The organism is Oceaniserpentilla sp. 4NH20-0058, from assembly GCF_040371755.1.
Taxonomy (GTDB): Bacteria; Pseudomonadota; Gammaproteobacteria; order Pseudomonadales; family Oceanobacteraceae; genus Bermanella.
The window spans coordinates 1-16786 of sequence record NZ_BAABWE010000007.1; the positions used below are offsets into that span (position 1 = coordinate 1).

Annotated in this window: 11 protein-coding genes and 1 pseudogene; 2 read left to right on the forward strand and 10 right to left on the reverse strand. The window is 41.8% G+C overall.

What is annotated here, in order from left to right:
• Window positions 1-288: 288 nt before the first annotated feature.
• A pseudogene (locus tag ABWV45_RS10125) lies at window positions 289-552 on the forward strand (DDE-type integrase/transposase/recombinase); the annotation flags it as partial.
• A gap of 131 nt (window positions 553-683) precedes the next feature.
• On the opposite strand, the gene ABWV45_RS10130 reads toward ABWV45_RS10125, so the two are convergent.
• From ABWV45_RS10130 to ABWV45_RS10155, 6 genes are all read right to left on the reverse strand, one after another.
• Entirely contained in the window at window positions 684-1142 is a 459-nt protein-coding gene (locus ABWV45_RS10130; protein ID WP_353351259.1) for a thioesterase domain-containing protein, read from the reverse strand.
• Between the two features lie 6 nt (window positions 1143-1148).
• On the reverse strand, window positions 1149-2102 hold the full coding sequence (meaB, locus tag ABWV45_RS10135) for a methylmalonyl Co-A mutase-associated GTPase MeaB (RefSeq protein ID WP_353351261.1): 954 nt from the start codon (window positions 2100-2102) through the stop codon (window positions 1149-1151).
• 53 nt (window positions 2103-2155) lie between these two features.
• Entirely contained in the window at window positions 2156-4303 is a 2148-nt protein-coding gene (gene scpA / locus ABWV45_RS10140) for a methylmalonyl-CoA mutase (RefSeq protein ID WP_353351263.1), read from the reverse strand.
• A gap of 140 nt (window positions 4304-4443) precedes the next feature.
• Window positions 4444-4854 carry a methylmalonyl-CoA epimerase gene (gene mce / locus ABWV45_RS10145; RefSeq protein WP_353351265.1) on the reverse strand — a complete coding sequence of 137 codons (411 nt, stop codon included), beginning with the start codon at window positions 4852-4854 and terminating at the stop codon, window positions 4444-4446.
• An 88-nt stretch (window positions 4855-4942) separates the two neighbouring features.
• A complete protein-coding gene (locus ABWV45_RS10150; RefSeq protein WP_353351267.1) occupies window positions 4943-7804 on the reverse strand; it encodes an ATP-binding protein in 2862 nt (953 codons plus the stop codon).
• Between the two features lie 129 nt (window positions 7805-7933).
• Window positions 7934-9586: an acyl-CoA carboxylase subunit beta gene (locus ABWV45_RS10155; RefSeq protein WP_353351269.1), complete on the reverse strand. Its 1653-nt coding sequence runs from the start codon at window positions 9584-9586 to the stop codon at window positions 7934-7936.
• Window positions 9587-10007: 421 nt separating this feature from the next.
• Between ABWV45_RS10155 and ABWV45_RS10160 the strand changes: the two genes are divergently transcribed.
• Window positions 10008-11246 carry a GGDEF domain-containing response regulator gene (locus ABWV45_RS10160; protein WP_353351271.1) on the forward strand — a complete coding sequence of 413 codons (1239 nt, stop codon included), beginning with the start codon at window positions 10008-10010 and terminating at the stop codon, window positions 11244-11246.
• 136 nt (window positions 11247-11382) lie between these two features.
• Here the strand turns inward: ABWV45_RS10160 and ABWV45_RS10165 are convergent, their stop codons facing one another.
• The 4 genes from ABWV45_RS10165 to atzF all read right to left on the reverse strand — a co-directional run bounded on the left by ABWV45_RS10165 (window position 11383) and on the right by atzF (window position 16696).
• Entirely contained in the window at window positions 11383-13029 is a 1647-nt protein-coding gene (locus ABWV45_RS10165) for an FMN-binding glutamate synthase family protein (RefSeq protein ID WP_353351273.1), read from the reverse strand.
• 27 nt (window positions 13030-13056) lie between these two features.
• Window positions 13057-14079 (reverse strand): AraC family transcriptional regulator, encoded by a 1023-nt coding sequence (locus tag ABWV45_RS10170; protein WP_353351275.1) that lies wholly within the window; start codon window positions 14077-14079, stop codon window positions 13057-13059.
• Window positions 14080-14092: 13 nt separating this feature from the next.
• The gene (gene rlmE / locus ABWV45_RS10175) at window positions 14093-14713 is read right to left on the reverse strand and encodes a 23S rRNA (uridine(2552)-2'-O)-methyltransferase RlmE (RefSeq protein ID WP_353351277.1); all 621 of its coding nucleotides are present in this window, start codon (window positions 14711-14713) and stop codon (window positions 14093-14095) included.
• Window positions 14714-14911: 198 nt separating this feature from the next.
• Window positions 14912-16696 (reverse strand): allophanate hydrolase, encoded by a 1785-nt coding sequence (atzF, locus tag ABWV45_RS10180; RefSeq protein ID WP_353351279.1) that lies wholly within the window; start codon window positions 16694-16696, stop codon window positions 14912-14914.
• Window positions 16697-16786: the final 90 nt, after the last annotated feature.

Consider the following 16786-nt stretch of genomic DNA (forward strand, 5'->3'; position numbering starts at 1 on the left):
ACACTACGTAAGCAGGGGGCAGTTGGAAAATCACGTGTAGAGCGACTTATGAGGCTCGCAGGACTAAAAGGCAGAGTTAGTCGTGTTACTAGGAGGCAGCCAGGTTTAAAGCGTTTTGTATCGAAAGGTGAGAATAAACTGATAGCGTATGGTAATGCGACTAGTATCAATCAAGTTTAGGTTGCTGATATTACATATATCAAGCACCAAAGTTCTTGGCAGTATTTAGTAACGGTAATGGATCAATATTCACGACGAGTGATTGGTTGAAGACTTTCAAAATCACGTACTACGAATATTACAGCTCAAGTACTAGCTGCGGCTATTAAAAATCGTGGCTATCCTCGTGGAATTATATTTCACAAAGATCGAGGAGTAGAGTTTACGGGTTCAGAATTTCAAAGAATTCTCTTTAAATACGACTTTAAACATAGTGTGAATAGAATTGGTCATTGTACGGATAACGCTTTTATGGAGTCCTTCTATCACAGTTTAAAAGGTGAGTTGATTCGAAAAACAAAATTCGAATCATTAGCGCATTTAAGAAAATAAATTGGTCGTTATATAAACCAGTTTTATAATAATGTTCGGTTACACTCTGGTTTAAACTATATGCCACCGATAAAGTACGGAAAAAGCCTAGTACAACAATGGCAGTGTAGATTTTATCGGGGGAAGATCAGTCATTCTTTTAAAATGGCGTATGTGCCTTCAAATTTAACCGCTACTTTCCCCGAGTACTCTATGGTGGCGTGAAGAGTGATGCGTGCGCGGCCTTTATGCTTAAATTGCTCAATAAACTTTGTAACAACTTCTTCATTTGGCACATGACAAATAGCGCGAATATCGCCATGTACCGGTGACAAGTATTCAATATTGGCTTTGGTGATCACTTGGTTGCATGTGATTTTGGCTTCGAGTGTTTTTAAGTGAGCCATGCCCCAGCACGCCATAACCGATGCATTATACAAACTACCACCAAACGCCGTTTGTTTATCGTTAATGTTTGGGGCAAGTGGGGCGTGTAAAATCAGGGTTTGTCCATCGTAGCCTTCCACATCCATTTGCATAAACTGCGTGACCGGTAAATGGGTAGCAAAAAAAGTTGAAAGTTGCTGGCTAACTTGGCTTGGGGTGGTCATGGTTTATTACAGTAATTTAATTATTTGTTGAGCGGCATTGTACGGGGTGGTTTGTTTATTTAAAACGTCTTGTTGCAGTTGTGGCAATTGGGCGTTCACCTTTGGGTTTTGTTTTAACTTTAAGGTAAGCATTTCTTGTATGAGTTTGTCTAACCAATCTTGAGTTTGTTTGGCCCGATTATGCTCAAAAAAGCCATTGCTTTTGGCTTGGTGTTCAAATTCGCTGATCATTCCCCACACATCGTGAATACCGGATTTTTCAATGGCAGAACAAGCTTTAACCTGTGGTTGCCAAAAGCTGTCGGAGGTTAAAAGATGTAATGCGTTTTTGTAATGCTGTTGTGTTTGCTTGGCAAGGTTAATGCTTTCACCATCGGCCTTGTTAATTACCAATGCATCAGCTAATTCCATTATGCCGCGTTTAATGCCTTGTAACTCATCTCCTGCATTAGGGAGCATAAGTACTAAAAAGAAGTCTACCATGGCAGCGACTTCGTATTCACTTTGGCCGACCCCTATTGTTTCTACCAATATCACATCAAAACCAGCTGCTTCGCATAACAGCATGGTTTCACGGGTTTTTTGCGCAACGCCGCCTAAGGCTCCTTCAGAGGGGCTTGGGCGAATATAAGCGTTTTGTTCGCGGCTGAGTAATTCCATACGGGTTTTATCCCCTAGAATGCTGCCACCTCGTAAGGGTGAGCTAGGGTCGACGGCCAGTACCGCTACTTTTTTTCCTTGAGCAATTAAATGCAAACCGAACGCTTCGATAAATGTAGATTTACCCACACCAGGTATGCCGGTAATGCCAATGCGAATGCTCTTGCCTGTTGCTGGCAATAATTCATTTAGCAAGTCTTGAGCTTGCTCTCTGTGGTTATCGAGCTTGCTTTCTACCAATGTGATGGCTTTTGCAAGGGCTCGACGATTGCCCGATTTTATATCGTTAATGTTTATCATATTGTGTGAGATGATGAATGTGAGGCGTAAGATGGTTAATTACGTTTCACATTTTACTTTTTTAATCTCTCCTGATTAATTGCATCTAATACTTTACGGGCACTAACTGGAATTTTAGTGCCCGGGCCAAATATGCCTTTTACTCCTGCTTGATATAAAAACTCGTAATCTTGCTTCGGAATCACCCCTCCAGCAATGACAACAATGTCGTCAGCTCCTTGGGCTTTTAATTCATCAATCAGAGCTGGCACTAAGGTTTTATGACCTGCGGCTAACGATGACACACCAATCACATGTACGTCGTTTTCAATCGCTTGTTTAGCCACTTCTGCTGGGGTAGAAAACATAGGGGATAGATCAATATCAAATCCGGCATCCGCAAATGCCGTAGCCACCACTTTGGCACCACGGTCGTGGCCGTCTTGTCCCATTTTACACACAAGCATACGCGGGCGACGACCATGTTGAGTTTCAAAGGCTTTGATATCGGCTTCAATTTGTTGCCAGTCGGCGTCGTTTTTAAAGCCGGCACCGTATACACCACTAATGGTACGGGATTGAGCTTGGTAGCGACCGAATTCTTTTTCCATAGCGTCGGAAATCTCCCCAACCGTGGCGCGTAAGCGGGCGGCTTTCACGCTTAAGTCTAGCAGATTACCGTTTCCACTTTTAGCCGCAGCAGTAATGTCAGTTAAGGCTTGTGTAACCGCAGCGTTGTCGCGAGTAGCGCGAATACTTTTTAAGCGTTTGATTTGCGAGTCGCGTACCGCTACGTTATTGACTTCTAAAATATCGAGATCGTCTTCGTTTTCTAATTGATGTTTATTAACACCAACAATTACATCTTCGCCACGGTCGATGCGAGCTTGTTTTTTTGCGGCGCTCTCTTCAATGCGCAGCTTAGGTAAACCTTCTTCAATGGCTTTAGCCATGCCGCCTTTTTCTTCTATTTCTTCGATTAACTCCCAAGCTCGATCCGCTAATTGTTGTGTTAGCGACTCCATCATATAAGAGCCGCCCCAAGGGTCGGCCACTTGCGGAATGCCAGTTTCTTCTTGAATAATGATTTGTGTATTGCGGGCAATGCGAGCGCTAAATTCCGTAGGCAGTGCCACTGCTTCATCTAATGCATTGGTATGCAATGATTGTGTACCGCCAAATACTGCCGCCATGGCTTCTATGGTGGTGCGAACCACGTTGTTATATGGGTCTTGCTCGGTTAAAGACCAGCCTGAGGTTTGCGAGTGTGTACGTAACATGGAGGACTTAGGATTTTGTGGGTTAAACTCCGCCATGATGCGACTCCATAGTAAGCGTCCTGCGCGCAGTTTGGCAATTTCCATGTAGAAATTCATGGAGATCCCCCAGAAAAACGACAAGCGTGGAGCAAAGCTATCCACATCTAGACCTGCATTAATGGCGGTGCGTACGTATTCGCGACCATCACTTAATGTATACGCTAACTCTAAAGCAGCATCCGCTCCGGCTTCTTGTATATGATAACCCGAGATAGAAATACTGTTGAATTTAGGCATTTTTTCAGAGGTATAACCGATTATGTCGCCAATGATTTTCATGGACGGTGCGGGTGGGTAAATATAGGTATTGCGCACCATGAACTCTTTTAAAATATCGTTTTGAATAGTACCTGATAGTTGTTCTTGCGATACCCCTTGTTCTTCAGCGGCCACAATATAACTGGCAAGAATAGGAAGCACTGCACCGTTCATTGTCATAGAAACCGACACTTTATCTAATGGAATTTCATTAAATAAGATTTTCATGTCTTCAACGGAATCAATGGCTACACCGGCTTTACCCACATCACCAGTAACACGTTCGTGATCAGAGTCGTAACCTCTGTGTGTGGCTAAATCGAATGCGACGGAGACACCTTGAGCGCCGGCTTTTAAATTTTTCCGGTAAAAGGCGTTGGATTCTTCAGCGGTGGAGAACCCTGCATATTGGCGAATAGTCCAAGGTCGACCAGCATACATGGTCGCCATAGGGCCACGCACATAAGGTGCCATACCGGGAAATGTATTGGTGTATTCAAGGTTTTTCACGTCATCTTGTGTGTACAATACTTTGATAGGCACGTTTTCTGGTGTGTGCCATGCCATTTCGTCAGGGGTGATACCTTTCATTTGCTTGGTAGCAAGGGCGGCCCATTCTTCGTAGGTGTATTTTTTATCTGTCATTCTCTGACCTTTTCGACAGGCGTTCGACGCAAAAAGTTTAATCAATATTTATTTCGTAGGATGGGTTAGCGCAGCGTAATTCATCGGTATTTTTTAGGTTACGATGCTCGTTGTACTCGAATCTAACTCATCCTGCATTTTTAGCTTTCAGCCAACGGCTGACTTAATTCGATCAGTACACCATCACAACTTTTAGGGTGTATGAATATCACCATGCAGTTGTGGGCACCTAAATAAGGGGCATCGCTTAAAAATTCATAGCCTTTTACTTTTAAGTGTTGGATGTCTTCTTCTATATTGTCAGATCTGAAACAAAGGTGGTGCATGCCGCCACCTTTTTTTTCTATGTATTTTTGAATAGGGCCTTCACCGTTTAACGGGTGAACTAGCTCTATACTGGTTTTTTCCACAGGGAAAAATGCAGTGCTGGTTTTGGCACTGACTACGTCTTCTTTATGATCGAATGGTTGGTTAAAATCATTCATAAAGCGTTCAATGGCTTTGTCTAAATCCGGTACGGCTATGGCTATGTGGTCTAGTCCAGTAATCATTATTTAAACTCTCTTTCTTGCTCTAGCATCGTTATAGAAGCTTTAATCGCTGCTAATTGCAGGAATCGCGCGCGATTTCTACAAGTTGTTAAATTCTTTGTAAAAAACCATCCGTTTGTTTTTGGCGGCGTGCGTTTATGTCTTCAGCTGATTCTACTACGGCTTTTTCGTCAGGGGTGATTTTAAACAAAGGTTGGCCTTTTTTAATAATCGTGCCGTCTTCATCAATTAATACTTTTTCTATGGTTCCTGAAAACGGGGCATTCACTTTGTTGAACATTTTCATTACTTCAACAATGTAAAGTGGCTGTCCGGCCTCAAAGTGCTGGCCTTCTTCTATGAATGGCGCCATGCCCGGAGCTTCTCGGCAGTAGAACATACCACCTGAGGCCGATAGAATCTCGTCCCCTTTAGCTGTGGGCGGTGGCACAAGCACTTTCATCATATTCTTTTGCAGTGTTTCTTCAAGCAAGGTATCGGGGATGAAAATACTGAGGTCTTCATTAACGTTCAGGTCAAAAAATCCAGTGACTTGTGCAATGTAAGGTAATAAGTTGAAAATTTCACAACCAGCCTGATAACCCTTGTGAGCCGCTTGTACTTGCTGCCAAATTTCTGCGTCAAATCCTTCAGGGGCGGGGTTATTAATGAGTTCGGTTAATTCAACGTAATCTATATCTGCTTGCCCTTGCTCAGCTAATTGTGATTCAAGTGAGTCATAGAAAGCTAAGGCATCTTGTAATACCTTATTATCATGATCCCAAATCATAGTAGCGGCTGGATTATTCCGGTTATGATCCATGTTAAGAAAATGATATGTGTCAGCTAAAACGCGTACTGGATTTTCTAGCCATATGATTTCATCTTCATCTAAGGTGAAGTTGTATTGCTGTATACTTAACCAACCAGACATAATGTGAGGTTCGGTAAATAAGCGTTCAATGGGTCGAGTCAGTAATAATTGTTTGCGCATGAAGATTGTTTGTAGAGCGGACTTTTCTTCATCGCTCTTACATTTCTCTAGTGCGGCTTCACAAATTTTATTATAGGCATATTGAATGTCGAGATTATTACTTTGCTGTTTGAGTAAACCTACTGCGGTTAAATAAGGCACAATAAATTTGGTGGTGGGGCGAGCATTAATGTTATTACCGATAAACCAGTTCACTAAACCATAGTGGAATTCAAGGTTAGTGGATAAGTCCTTTCCTTGTAATTCAGTGCTGCGAAGTAACTCAGCCATGGCATCATATGTGTTTAAACGATTGTTACCTACGGTAAGTAGTAAGGCGATGTTTGAATCATAAGCACCTGCAAGGTGGTACTTCATGAAAACGTCGGTATCGGGATTATGCAAGGAGATACCTTGGTCGTCACGGATTTCCCCTTTTTGCGCATCGCTCCAATATTCGATGATACCGCCAGCATGAGGTGCCAGTGCTTGGTTAGTTGCATTTAAGCGGGCTTCAACAGAAGCATTATTACGTAATACTCTTTCTGGCTTGGGTAGACGTTCACCATGTGCGGCAAGCAACACCATGGCTTCAACCAAGCTTTCCACGATGAAATATTCACTTGGATTATTTGGGTTGCTGAATCTTAAGCTATAGCATAATTCAGTGACGCGATGCTCTACTTGAATTCGAGTATTCATTTCCATGAAGAAATGTTTATCTCGATCAACAATACATTCAAATGTAGATACGCTATCTAAGCCAACCGCTTGGGCAAAGCGTTCGGCTTCTTCTTCCATTTTTTGTAAGGTTTTAATGTCTTGATTTAAAACGCTAGCTTCCGTGTCGCGACCTTCCTTTACCGCTTGAGTGAGTGCGCTTTCTAGGTCTTCGCTAATTACAGAGACTTCTAGTAGTTTTTGTTCATGCATCTGTAAAGAGCAGTCGCGGCCGCCTAAAGCGAGAGCCCACTTACCATTACCAATTACTTGAATTTCTTGATGGCGAGTGGTTTCAATGTTTAGTTCGATTAAAATGTTTTTGTTATCTCCCGCACCAGTGGCTTTTACTTCATTTAATATTTCTAATACGAGAGATGGCGCTAATTTGGCCACTTGCTCAAGTTGAGCTTGAGTGTTGCCATCAAAAGAAGTGGGGTTTGGTAAAATACGTTGACCTTTGCCGCCACCGCCACCAATGCATTTTAAACGAACTCGGTTTTCTGGGTATTGTTTCCCAATTTCGATTACTTGCTCGGCAATGGTTTCTTGTAGCTCGGCAATGGTGTAGAGATCTACGCCCTTGTCATAACTTGCGGCAAGTACTACGTCGGCCTTATCTTCTATGGATTCACATGACTCAAACTTGGCTTGATCTAGTGTGAGCTTTTCTTTTTTTACCAGTGCCAAAAGGGCTTTTTCATTTTTGTGCTTTTTAAGTAAGGTCAGTGCCGTTGCGTTATCTAATCCTGGGGTAACACTTACCCCAACTTTTAATGCGGTGCGTTTAGCTTCATCTTTAAGACCTGCATCGTGAACGGTTTTTGAGCATGGGCCGATAAAGTTTAAACCTGCATGCTCCATGGCACTGACCATATTTTCATCTTCAGCCATGAAGCCGTAACCGGTAAAAATGCTGTTATAACTGTTATCTTTAGCAATTTTAATGATTTGCTGAATACGGATATTTCGCTCGTTTTTATCAATACCGGTGTAATCTGGAACTCTGTGTACACGTGATGGATCGGTAAGCTGGCGCAGTTCTGGTGCTAATGCATTACGATAAACAATGCTGTCTTTTTCAGAGAGTAAAATACCAAAATGCTCAATGCCCATTTCAGTAAATACATCCATGGCTTCTTTACGAATGGGGCCGCGGCAAATGATCAGCGGGCGCATGGCTGAGCAATCAAATGTTTGTGCCCATTCACTGAATACATGACTTAACTGACGGTCTTTGTGGATCAGTGGATTGTTTAGATAGTGCTCATTGCTCATATTATTAATTGCGCGAGAAAACTCGCTCCTACAAAATTCAGTTACGGTATAAGAAAGTAAATTATGTTTCTTATTAATTACGCTTAATCAACTATTTAACGCAGTCATTCCAAGCGAGTAAGTTTAAAATTAAAAGAATTCTCGCTGAGTACTATTAAATGGCTCTGGCGTGTAGTGTTCTAAATGAAACGCCATGTGCTCTGCTAATACTTTACGTAAATCACTCGGCATGACAATTTGTGAAATACTGCCTAGGCTCAATGCCTCATTTGGGTTTAATAGCTCTTTTTCATAACGTTTTGCTAGTAACGCTTCTTGCTCCTTTCCCCATTGTGCGCTTTGCTCGTTTAACTTAACTGCTTTTCTGATGCTCTTAAGTTCATTTTTATAAATAAACTCAATACCTGCAGGTCCCATGACCGCAGCGCGAGTAGAAGGAAGTGCCACTACTAAATCAGCACCTGTCGGGTAGTTGTTATACGAGGCATAAGCACCGCCGTAAGCGTTGCGAATAATCAGTAAGAAGCGGGGTGTACGCAGATCAATAATGGCGTCGAGCATGGCTCGGCCAGCTTGAACAATACCCTGTGACTCCTGATCTTTTCCCGGCAGAAACCCTGTAGTGTCTTCCATAAAGATCAAGGGGATATTGTAGAGGTTACAAAAGCGAATGAAGCGTGCATTTTTATAAGCGGCGGCGATATCAATTTGTCCAGACGCGACGGCGGAGTTATTGGCGATAAACCCAATAACATGACCGCCCATACGACCCAATGCACAAACGGTGTTACGGGCGCGATCAGGCTGGACTTCCATGAAATCACCGTGGTCACATAACTGTTGAATAATAATGCTGACATCTAAAGGGGTATTGAAACCACTTGGGCTGTTGAATGCTTTTTTAAGTAATATGTCGATGTCCCAAGTTTTTCGCTCAATGGGGTCTGATGTTTTTTGATAAGGGGCAAATTCGCTGTTGTTATCAGGCAGGTAGTTTAATAAGCGTTTTACTTTTTTAAGTGCAGCCACTTCATCTTTTACTACAAAGTCAGTGACGCCAGTTTGGCTATGTACATTTGGTCCACCTAATTCATCAGGGGTGACATCCTCACCTAGTACGCTTTTTACAACACCGGGGCCAGTTAAACCAAAAAAGGTGTCGTTTGGCTGAATCATAAAGCTGCCTTGGCGGGGGAGGTATGAACCACCACCTGCGTTAAAGCCAAACATGCACATAATGGATGGCACCACTCCACTGATTTTACGCAGTGCGGTAAAGGCTTCGGCGTAACCATCTAACCCCCCTACGCCAGCAGGCACATAGGCTCCGGCACTATCGTTTAGCCCCACAAGTGGAATGCGACGCTTGCCAGCTAATTCAAATAAGCGTGCCAGTTTTTTACCGTTAGTGGCATCCATGGAGCCCGCTCGGATGGTGAAGTCATGCCCATATAGTGCTACATCACGGCCGTTAATTTTAACGATAGCCGTGACAATACCGGCTCCATCTAAGTTTTTACCCCAGTTTTGAAACAGAACTTTTGGGTCTTCGTCGGTTAAAACCGATATGCGCTCCCAAATGGTCATGCGATTTTTACTGTGCTGACGAGTAATGGCATCCACACCAGGAGCTGTTTTAGGGCGGTTAATTAGGTCGTAGCCTTTTTTAAGGTTTTCTTCGTACAGCCCTGGGTTGTAATCTGCTTGACCAGGTACGCTGAACTCTACTTCCGGCTGCGTATCAAAAGGATTGTTTAGGTTCACAATGGTGGATTTTGTCATGTAGCCATATCACCTGATTATTAGACTCTTGAGTATCAATCTAGCTGACTATCCAACTGGACGATAGGGGCCATTGAGTCATCTTTTATGAAATATAATTAACAATAATCATATAGTTTAATGTCTATTATGTGAATAGTCCTATTTTGCAGGTAGGGGTGGTTATTTTCTCTTAATCTCAATGTTTATGGGGGATTTATGGATGGTTTCTATTAATTTACAGACAAAAAAAATAAACAATAATAGACATATCCGCCTATGTTGTTGGCGAAAATATTCATTTAAATAGACATAAATATTCATTTATTAACTAAAAGCTTCTTTTTGGCATCAAAACCCATCAAAAATATTGGCCTCGTCTTCAGGGCGAAACTTATGATAACGACTAAGCTTTTTATATGTTGTGCTGTTGGGTTTGAGTATGTCTAGTGTATTGATTGTTGAAGATTCCAAAGTAGTACAAAAAATCCTGCGTCATATAGCCAACCAGATTTTGGATTTTGATGTTTTTTTTGCAAGTTCCAGAGCAGAGGCGCTTCAACACTTGAGTGAGCGTTCAGATTGGTTTGCTGCCATAGTGGATTTGAACTTACCTGATGCCCCTGACGGTGAAATAGTTGCAAATATCATTGATCAAGGTATTCCGACAATTGTGTTAACAGGCAGTGTTGATGACAAAAAGCGCGATGAGCTAATGCACAAAGGCATTGTAGATTATGTGTTTAAAGATGGTCTATTTAGTTATCAGTATGCCATTAATTTAGTTAATAGAATTTATCGCAATCAATCAATGAAAGTTTTAGTGGCAGAAGACTCGGCCACTACTCGTCAAAATATAGCGCAATTACTATCACGCCATTTATATCAGGTTATTGAGGTTGATAACGGCAAAAGTGCTCTTGAAAAAATCCAACAAGATAGTGCGATTAAATTAGTGATTACAGATTACGATATGCCTGTAATGGATGGCTTTCAGCTAATTCATGAATTAAGACATAAGCTTGATAAAGTAGATATCATGATTATCGGACTGGCCTCGCCTGAAGATAAATATCTTTCAGCAAAGTTTATTAAGAGCGGTGCGAATGATTTTTTATACAAGCCTTTTACCACCGAAGAGTTTTTCTGTCGCATAATGCAAAGTATGGATGCCATGGAGCGAATTGAATCTGTACGGAAAATGGCTTATACAGATGCTTTAACGGAAATTGGTAATCGACGTTACTTTTTTGAAAAAGCTGAATCAGCATTAAAACAGGCCAGAGAAAACAATACCCCATTATCACTGGCTTTATTGGATATCGATAAATTTAAATCTATCAATGACACTTATGGCCATGATGTTGGCGACCATATTCTTTGTGAATTCTCTAGAGTTTTAGACGCTGCTTTTTCAAACTATATTTTAGCTCGCACAGGCGGTGAGGAATTCTGTATCATGTTTCCAGATATCAGTGTTGAGCAAGCGATGCTAGAGCTTGAACATGTGCGCAAGCAAGTAGAACAAAAAACAGTGAATACCAGTGGTGGGGAAGTGAACTACACGTTTAGTGCTGGCTTGGCTCAATCCCCGTTGGAAAGTGTAGAAACCTTAATGAAATCCTCAGATACGCTTTTATATAAAGCAAAAGAATCTGGGCGAAACCAAATAGCCAGTTAATTTTATTATCAATTAACCAAGCTTACATTGTCACTTAGGATCAAATCGGCATTTCTTTTTCTATTGTTTTTTAATTTTCTATCATAAAGCCCATCGTATAAGTGGGCTTTAGAGTAACTGGCTTATGAATTATGAGTCAGACGCTTTGAGCAATTAAGCTTGGTACGCCTAACACATGAATATCATCAGCATGATAAGCTTCACTGCATGCGCCGTCCCACCATTCTTTCCATGGCCCATCAATAGATTGGCTATGAACTAAAGCATTGGGATTTAGTTGAGGCACTAACGAACCCATGGATACGCTTAGCTCGCTGGAGGTTCTGCGTTTTAGCATATTAGGAGTGAGTAAGTTCGGGTTATCTAAGCCCATACTGCCGACTAATTCAAAGAAGCTATATAAGGTATTTCGTTGAAAGTTTGCAACGCGCTGACTTTTATCTTGTATGTTTAATGCATGACCACGGGCAGGGTCTTGTGTGGCAATACCAGTGGGGCAGTGGTTGGTGTTACAACTGCGAGACTGAATACAACCTAATGCCATCATCATGGTACGAGCAGCATTCACAGTATCAGCTCCCATAGCCAGTTTACTTAATAGGTCGAAACTGGAGGCGGTTTTACCTGCGCTAATCAGCTTTATTTGGTCTCTAATGCCGCAGCCAATAAGGGCATTATTAACTATGTAAGTAGCTTCTAGGCAGGTCATACCTAAGCGGTTACTGAACTCAACAGGCGCCGCTCCTGTGCCACCTTCAGCACCATCAATTGTTATAAAGTCTGGCAGGATATTGGTTTCTAACATGGCTTTACAGATGCTTAAAAATTCAGCTGGATTGCCAAGGCATAATTTAAAGCCAATTGGTTTACCATCGCTTAACGTGCGTAACTCCTGAATAAACGCGAGTAATGCTTTTGGACTGCTGGCTTTTGGATGATTAGACGGGGATATGCAGTCTTGATGTTTATTTACACCACGAATGGTCGCGATTTCGTCACTGATTTTAGATTTAGGCAAAACACCACCATGACCGGGTTTGGCTCCTTGGCTGAGTTTGATTTCAATCATTTTAATATTGGATAAGCTTGCGGTTTGTTTGAATTTTTCCGCATCAAACTCTCCGTCTTCAGTGCGACAACCAAATAGCCCAGAGCCGATCTGCCAAACTAGATCTCCTCCATGTTTTAAATGGTAAGGGCTAACACCTCCTTCACCAGTGTTATGAAAAAAGTTGCCTTTTTTAGCACCTAGATTTAACGCTTCAATGGCGTTTGGACTAAGTGCTCCAAAGCTCATGGCACTGATGTTTAATAAAGCAGCTTGGTATGGCTGAGTGCAATCCTTACTGCCAAACGTTACTCGCTTGGTTTCTTCGAGAACTTTTTTGACTTGTAGGCTTGGCCAAAGGCTCAGGTAATCTTGTTCTAATAAATTGCGCTGTGTACCAAAGGCAATTGTATCCCGTTCGTTTTTTGCTCGCTGATATACTAAAGAGCGTTGTTCGTGGTTAAAGGGGAGTTCTTCCGTATTGCTGGCGATAAAATACTGCTGAACTTCTGCACGAAACGACTCTAAAAGATAGCGCATATATGCGGCCACTGGATAGAGTCGATTCAGAGTGTGTTTACTAATGAGAACATCATGTAAGCCAATGAGACTATACAATATGGTGATACTTAAAAGCACCATAGCTATAGTGTTTGGAGATAACCAAAGCCAGAAAACAGCTAAGCCATTACCAATAGTGGCAATTATGAGTAATACTTTTTGCATGGTGGTCATAGTCGATGGCTCTTATCTATATTTAATTTAACGACTGCGAGTTTGTTTTAATGCTCGAAACGCTTTGGGAGTGTAACCGCTCCATTGCTTAAACGCACGAGTAAACGCCCTAGGTTCACTGAAGTTTAATTGTTTGGAAATATTGGCAATACTTAATGCCCGCTGGCTAAGTAATTTTGATGCTAATTCTTGACGAATACTGTCTTTTATATTTTGGTAGCTGCTGCCTTCGTTACTTAATTTACGCCTTAAAGTTTGTTCACTCATACCTAATTTTTTTGCAAGATGGGTTGAGGTAGGTAGGTGTAAAATTTGGCCTTCTTTGAATGGCCTAGGTTCCAGTTGTTGCTTAATTAAGGCGGTTAAACTGGTGTCTTCACCGGGTATGGTTAACATATCAATGGGCGCACGACGTAAGAATACTTGTAAATCTCCTTGGGTTTTAATCAAAGGTTCTTTTAAATACTTTTTATGAAATACCAAGCGATTATATTTACTTTTTAAATATATTGGGCAGCGAAATAATAAATCAAATTCGGCGCGATCAAGAGGGCTGTAATTTATATAAGCGCCTAATAACTTGATGGGTTTACCAATAAACCAGCTGGCAAAACGATGCCAAGTCACATGCCAATATTCAATGTAAAAGTGCTCAAAATCGAGTTCGGGTCGACGAAATTCACTGGTGAGGTAGACGTGGTCATCTTCTAGATGTAATGACATTTGAACTTCGTCAGTGATCTGGTTGTAAAAACGAATACCTTTAAGTAATAGCTCTTCAAGAGTTTGACTGTGGCTGACCCATTCAGCCATCAGTGCGAACGTACCTACTTTAATGGGCTTTTCAGTAAACCCCATAAATTCATCGTTGAGTTCTAGCGCGATGCCGGCATACAGTTTGGCCACTAAATCTACATCAAAGCGGGCAGTGGGGTCTTTAAGGGGGCGTTCGGGAATACGGTATTTTTTTAATAAAGCTTGAGTGTCGATGCCTTTGGCTTTGGCACCGCCTATGGCGGTTAAAATATAATGAGTGCCAATACTTGCCATAAACTAATAATGCCTAACCCTTAAAGCCTTTGCCTACAATATATACCTCGCGAGAGCGTGGACGAGAGGCCGCAGGTTTGCGAATCAATACTTTGTCAAATGAGGTGCGCACATCTTTTAAATATTCCTCATAACCTACACCTTGGAAAACCTTAGCGCAAAAACCGCCACCGGTTTTGAGTACGTTACGGGCCATATCTAGAGCAAGTTCCACTAAATACATGGATGAGTATTGGTCGGTTGCATTAACACCGCTTAAATTAGGTGCCATATCTGAGATCACCACATCAACAATATCATCACCCAGTACGGCTAAGATTTCGTTAAATACGCTTTCTTCGGTGAAATCCCCTTGAATGAAGTCCACACCTGCCAAGGCATCCATAGGCAGTATGTCTGAGGCAATGGTACGGCCTTTATCACCCACCCAAGGGGCTACAATTTGTGACCAACCACCAGGGGCTGAACCTAAATCCATGACAATACTACCCGGGCGGATGAGTTTGTCTTTCTCGTTAATTTCAATCAGTTTATAACTGGCGCGCGAGCGGTAGCCGTCAATCTGAGCCTTTTTCACATAAGGGTCATTAACGTGTTCGTCTAGCCATTTTTTACTGGTTTTAGATCGGGCCATAGGGCGAGTTTACCGTTGGTACTGCGAAATAATCTGCCATTGTACGCCCCTGCGGAGATTGTCGCAAAATACTCTCATGATCTATGTTTTATCATGGCGGATATTATAAGGGCTTGGCAGCACTATTCACCCACCCTTTTTAAAACCAGTAAAAAGACCTTATAACAAATAAGGTCTGTATTTCTTATTAAAAATCGATTATTTAGATGCTAAGTAAGCGGCCCAACCGCCAAATTCTGTCACGTTTACGGCATTATTTATAATATTACCCTCGCTTATAAAGCCACATTCCCAACTACCATCGCTCAATTCAACTTTACCTATGCCAAGTGGTGCAGGAATACCCGCTACAAATGATCCAAAGTGCTCCATAGGCATGGACCAAACTTCTACCAGAATGGCTTTACCATTTGTATCATTACGAATCATGGCAGGTCGTTTACCGTCGGGCAGCGCATAGAGCTGATAACAATCAGAGCTTTGGGTTTTTTTAACTAAGGTGGCGCCCCGCTCAGTGAGTTGCCAGTTAAGTGGAAAGCCTTCTAAGTGGGCACCACATACCACGACATTTATGTGTGATTTTGGAGTGGGTACGGCTGCCCCTTCAAATTTTTGCAACGGGAAATCACTGGTGCCTTGTGGTAAATCCAATGCTTGGTGTAATGCGCCCCCATAACTTAACATTTTCATGTCAGTAAAGGCATGGCTGAATAATGTCACTCCCCAGCTTACGCCGCTAGAGGTTAGGCCTACAGGAATATTGGTGGCGCTGTAATCCAATAAATTCATAAAGTTGGTATATGTTCCCAAAATTGAATTATATTTGATAGGCTCTGAACGTAACTCTTCACGGGTAAATTGTGTGGGGCAAGTAGGGGTTAACATGAAGTCTACTGAGTCCACTTGTGCATCACATATCTTTTTGTAAGATTGTAATTTGTATTGTGCACTAAAAGCATCGGCGGCGGTTTTACCTTCAGCGGACCCAATGATGGTTTGTATAACAGGTAACATGGACTCACGTTTTACATCTTTGGTGGCAATCCAACGTTCAGCTACCCAAGGGCCTTCATACAATAATTTAGCGGCTGTGATAAAAGGCGTAAAATCAATTTCGATTTTTTTCCCACCTAAGCTTTCTAATTTGGAGACTGTTTTTTCAAATAAGGCTTGAGTTTCTGTGTTGCCATTAAATTCTAATTCTGACGGTACGCCAAAGGTAAAGCTTTTTGGAAGAGAGGGTGCAAAATATCGTAGTAAATTATCCGGTTGATTTTGACGGGCATAGCTATCCTGAATATCGTATTGTCCGGCAATGTGAGTCACTAAGGCTGCGTCTTGTGTATTTAATGCAAATACCGTGATGCAATCTAGGCTTAAACAAGCTGGCACTAAACCTGTGTTACTAAACAAACCTTTTGTAGGTTTATGCCCAACTAAGTTATTTAATGCAGCGGGTACACGACCACTGCCTGCGGTATCGGTGCCTAATGCAAAGCTCACTTGCCCTAGAGCAGTACTGACCGCAGATCCGGCGCTGGAACCTCCAGAAATGTAATCGGTATTAAATGCGTTTAGACCTTCACCATACGGACTGCGCATGCCCACTAAACCTGTGGCAAATTGATCAAGATTAGTTTTTCCTAAAGGAATGGCACCTGCTTTAATTAATTGATCCACTACAAATGCATTGGCAGTTGGGGTGTATTCAAAATCAGGGCAGGCGGCGGTTGTAGGCACATTGGCCAAGTCAATATTATCTTTTATGGCAAATGGCACCCCATAAAGGGGAAGCTCGTCTATGTTTTTTGAATCCAAATACTTTAAGTATTCATCTAGTTGAGATTTTGTGAGTAGGGTGATCCAAGCATTGTAATCTTTTTGAGTAAGGGCTTGATCATGTAATTTGTGAATTAATTCTTTTGGTGTAGTGTCGTTGTTCTTATAAGCTTTTTTAAGTGCGGTAATATTCAAGTTAAACATGTTTTATATTCCTACTTTATATTCTGTATATTCATTCAGTTTACGAGTGTTGTTCATGTTTTTTTTATTACATGTGGTTAGCTAGCTGTT

Coding starts and splice junctions, on each gene's coding strand:
- ABWV45_RS10130 (WP_353351259.1), bottom strand. CDS start 1,142: ATGACCACCCCAAGCCAAGTTAGCCAGCAACTTTCAACTTTTTTTGCT.
- meaB (WP_353351261.1), bottom strand. CDS start 2,102: ATGATAAACATTAACGATATAAAATCGGGCAATCGTCGAGCCCTTGCA.
- scpA (WP_353351263.1), bottom strand. CDS start 4,303: ATGACAGATAAAAAATACACCTACGAAGAATGGGCCGCCCTTGCTACC.
- mce (WP_353351265.1), bottom strand. CDS start 4,854: ATGATTACTGGACTAGACCACATAGCCATAGCCGTACCGGATTTAGAC.
- ABWV45_RS10150 (WP_353351267.1), bottom strand. CDS start 7,804: ATGAGCAATGAGCACTATCTAAACAATCCACTGATCCACAAAGACCGT.
- ABWV45_RS10155 (WP_353351269.1), bottom strand. CDS start 9,586: ATGACAAAATCCACCATTGTGAACCTAAACAATCCTTTTGATACGCAG.
- ABWV45_RS10160 (WP_353351271.1), top strand. CDS start 10,008: ATGTCTAGTGTATTGATTGTTGAAGATTCCAAAGTAGTACAAAAAATC.
- ABWV45_RS10165 (WP_353351273.1), bottom strand. CDS start 13,029: ATGACCACCATGCAAAAAGTATTACTCATAATTGCCACTATTGGTAAT.
- ABWV45_RS10170 (WP_353351275.1), bottom strand. CDS start 14,079: ATGGCAAGTATTGGCACTCATTATATTTTAACCGCCATAGGCGGTGCC.
- rlmE (WP_353351277.1), bottom strand. CDS start 14,713: ATGGCCCGATCTAAAACCAGTAAAAAATGGCTAGACGAACACGTTAAT.
- atzF (WP_353351279.1), bottom strand. CDS start 16,696: ATGTTTAACTTGAATATTACCGCACTTAAAAAAGCTTATAAGAACAAC.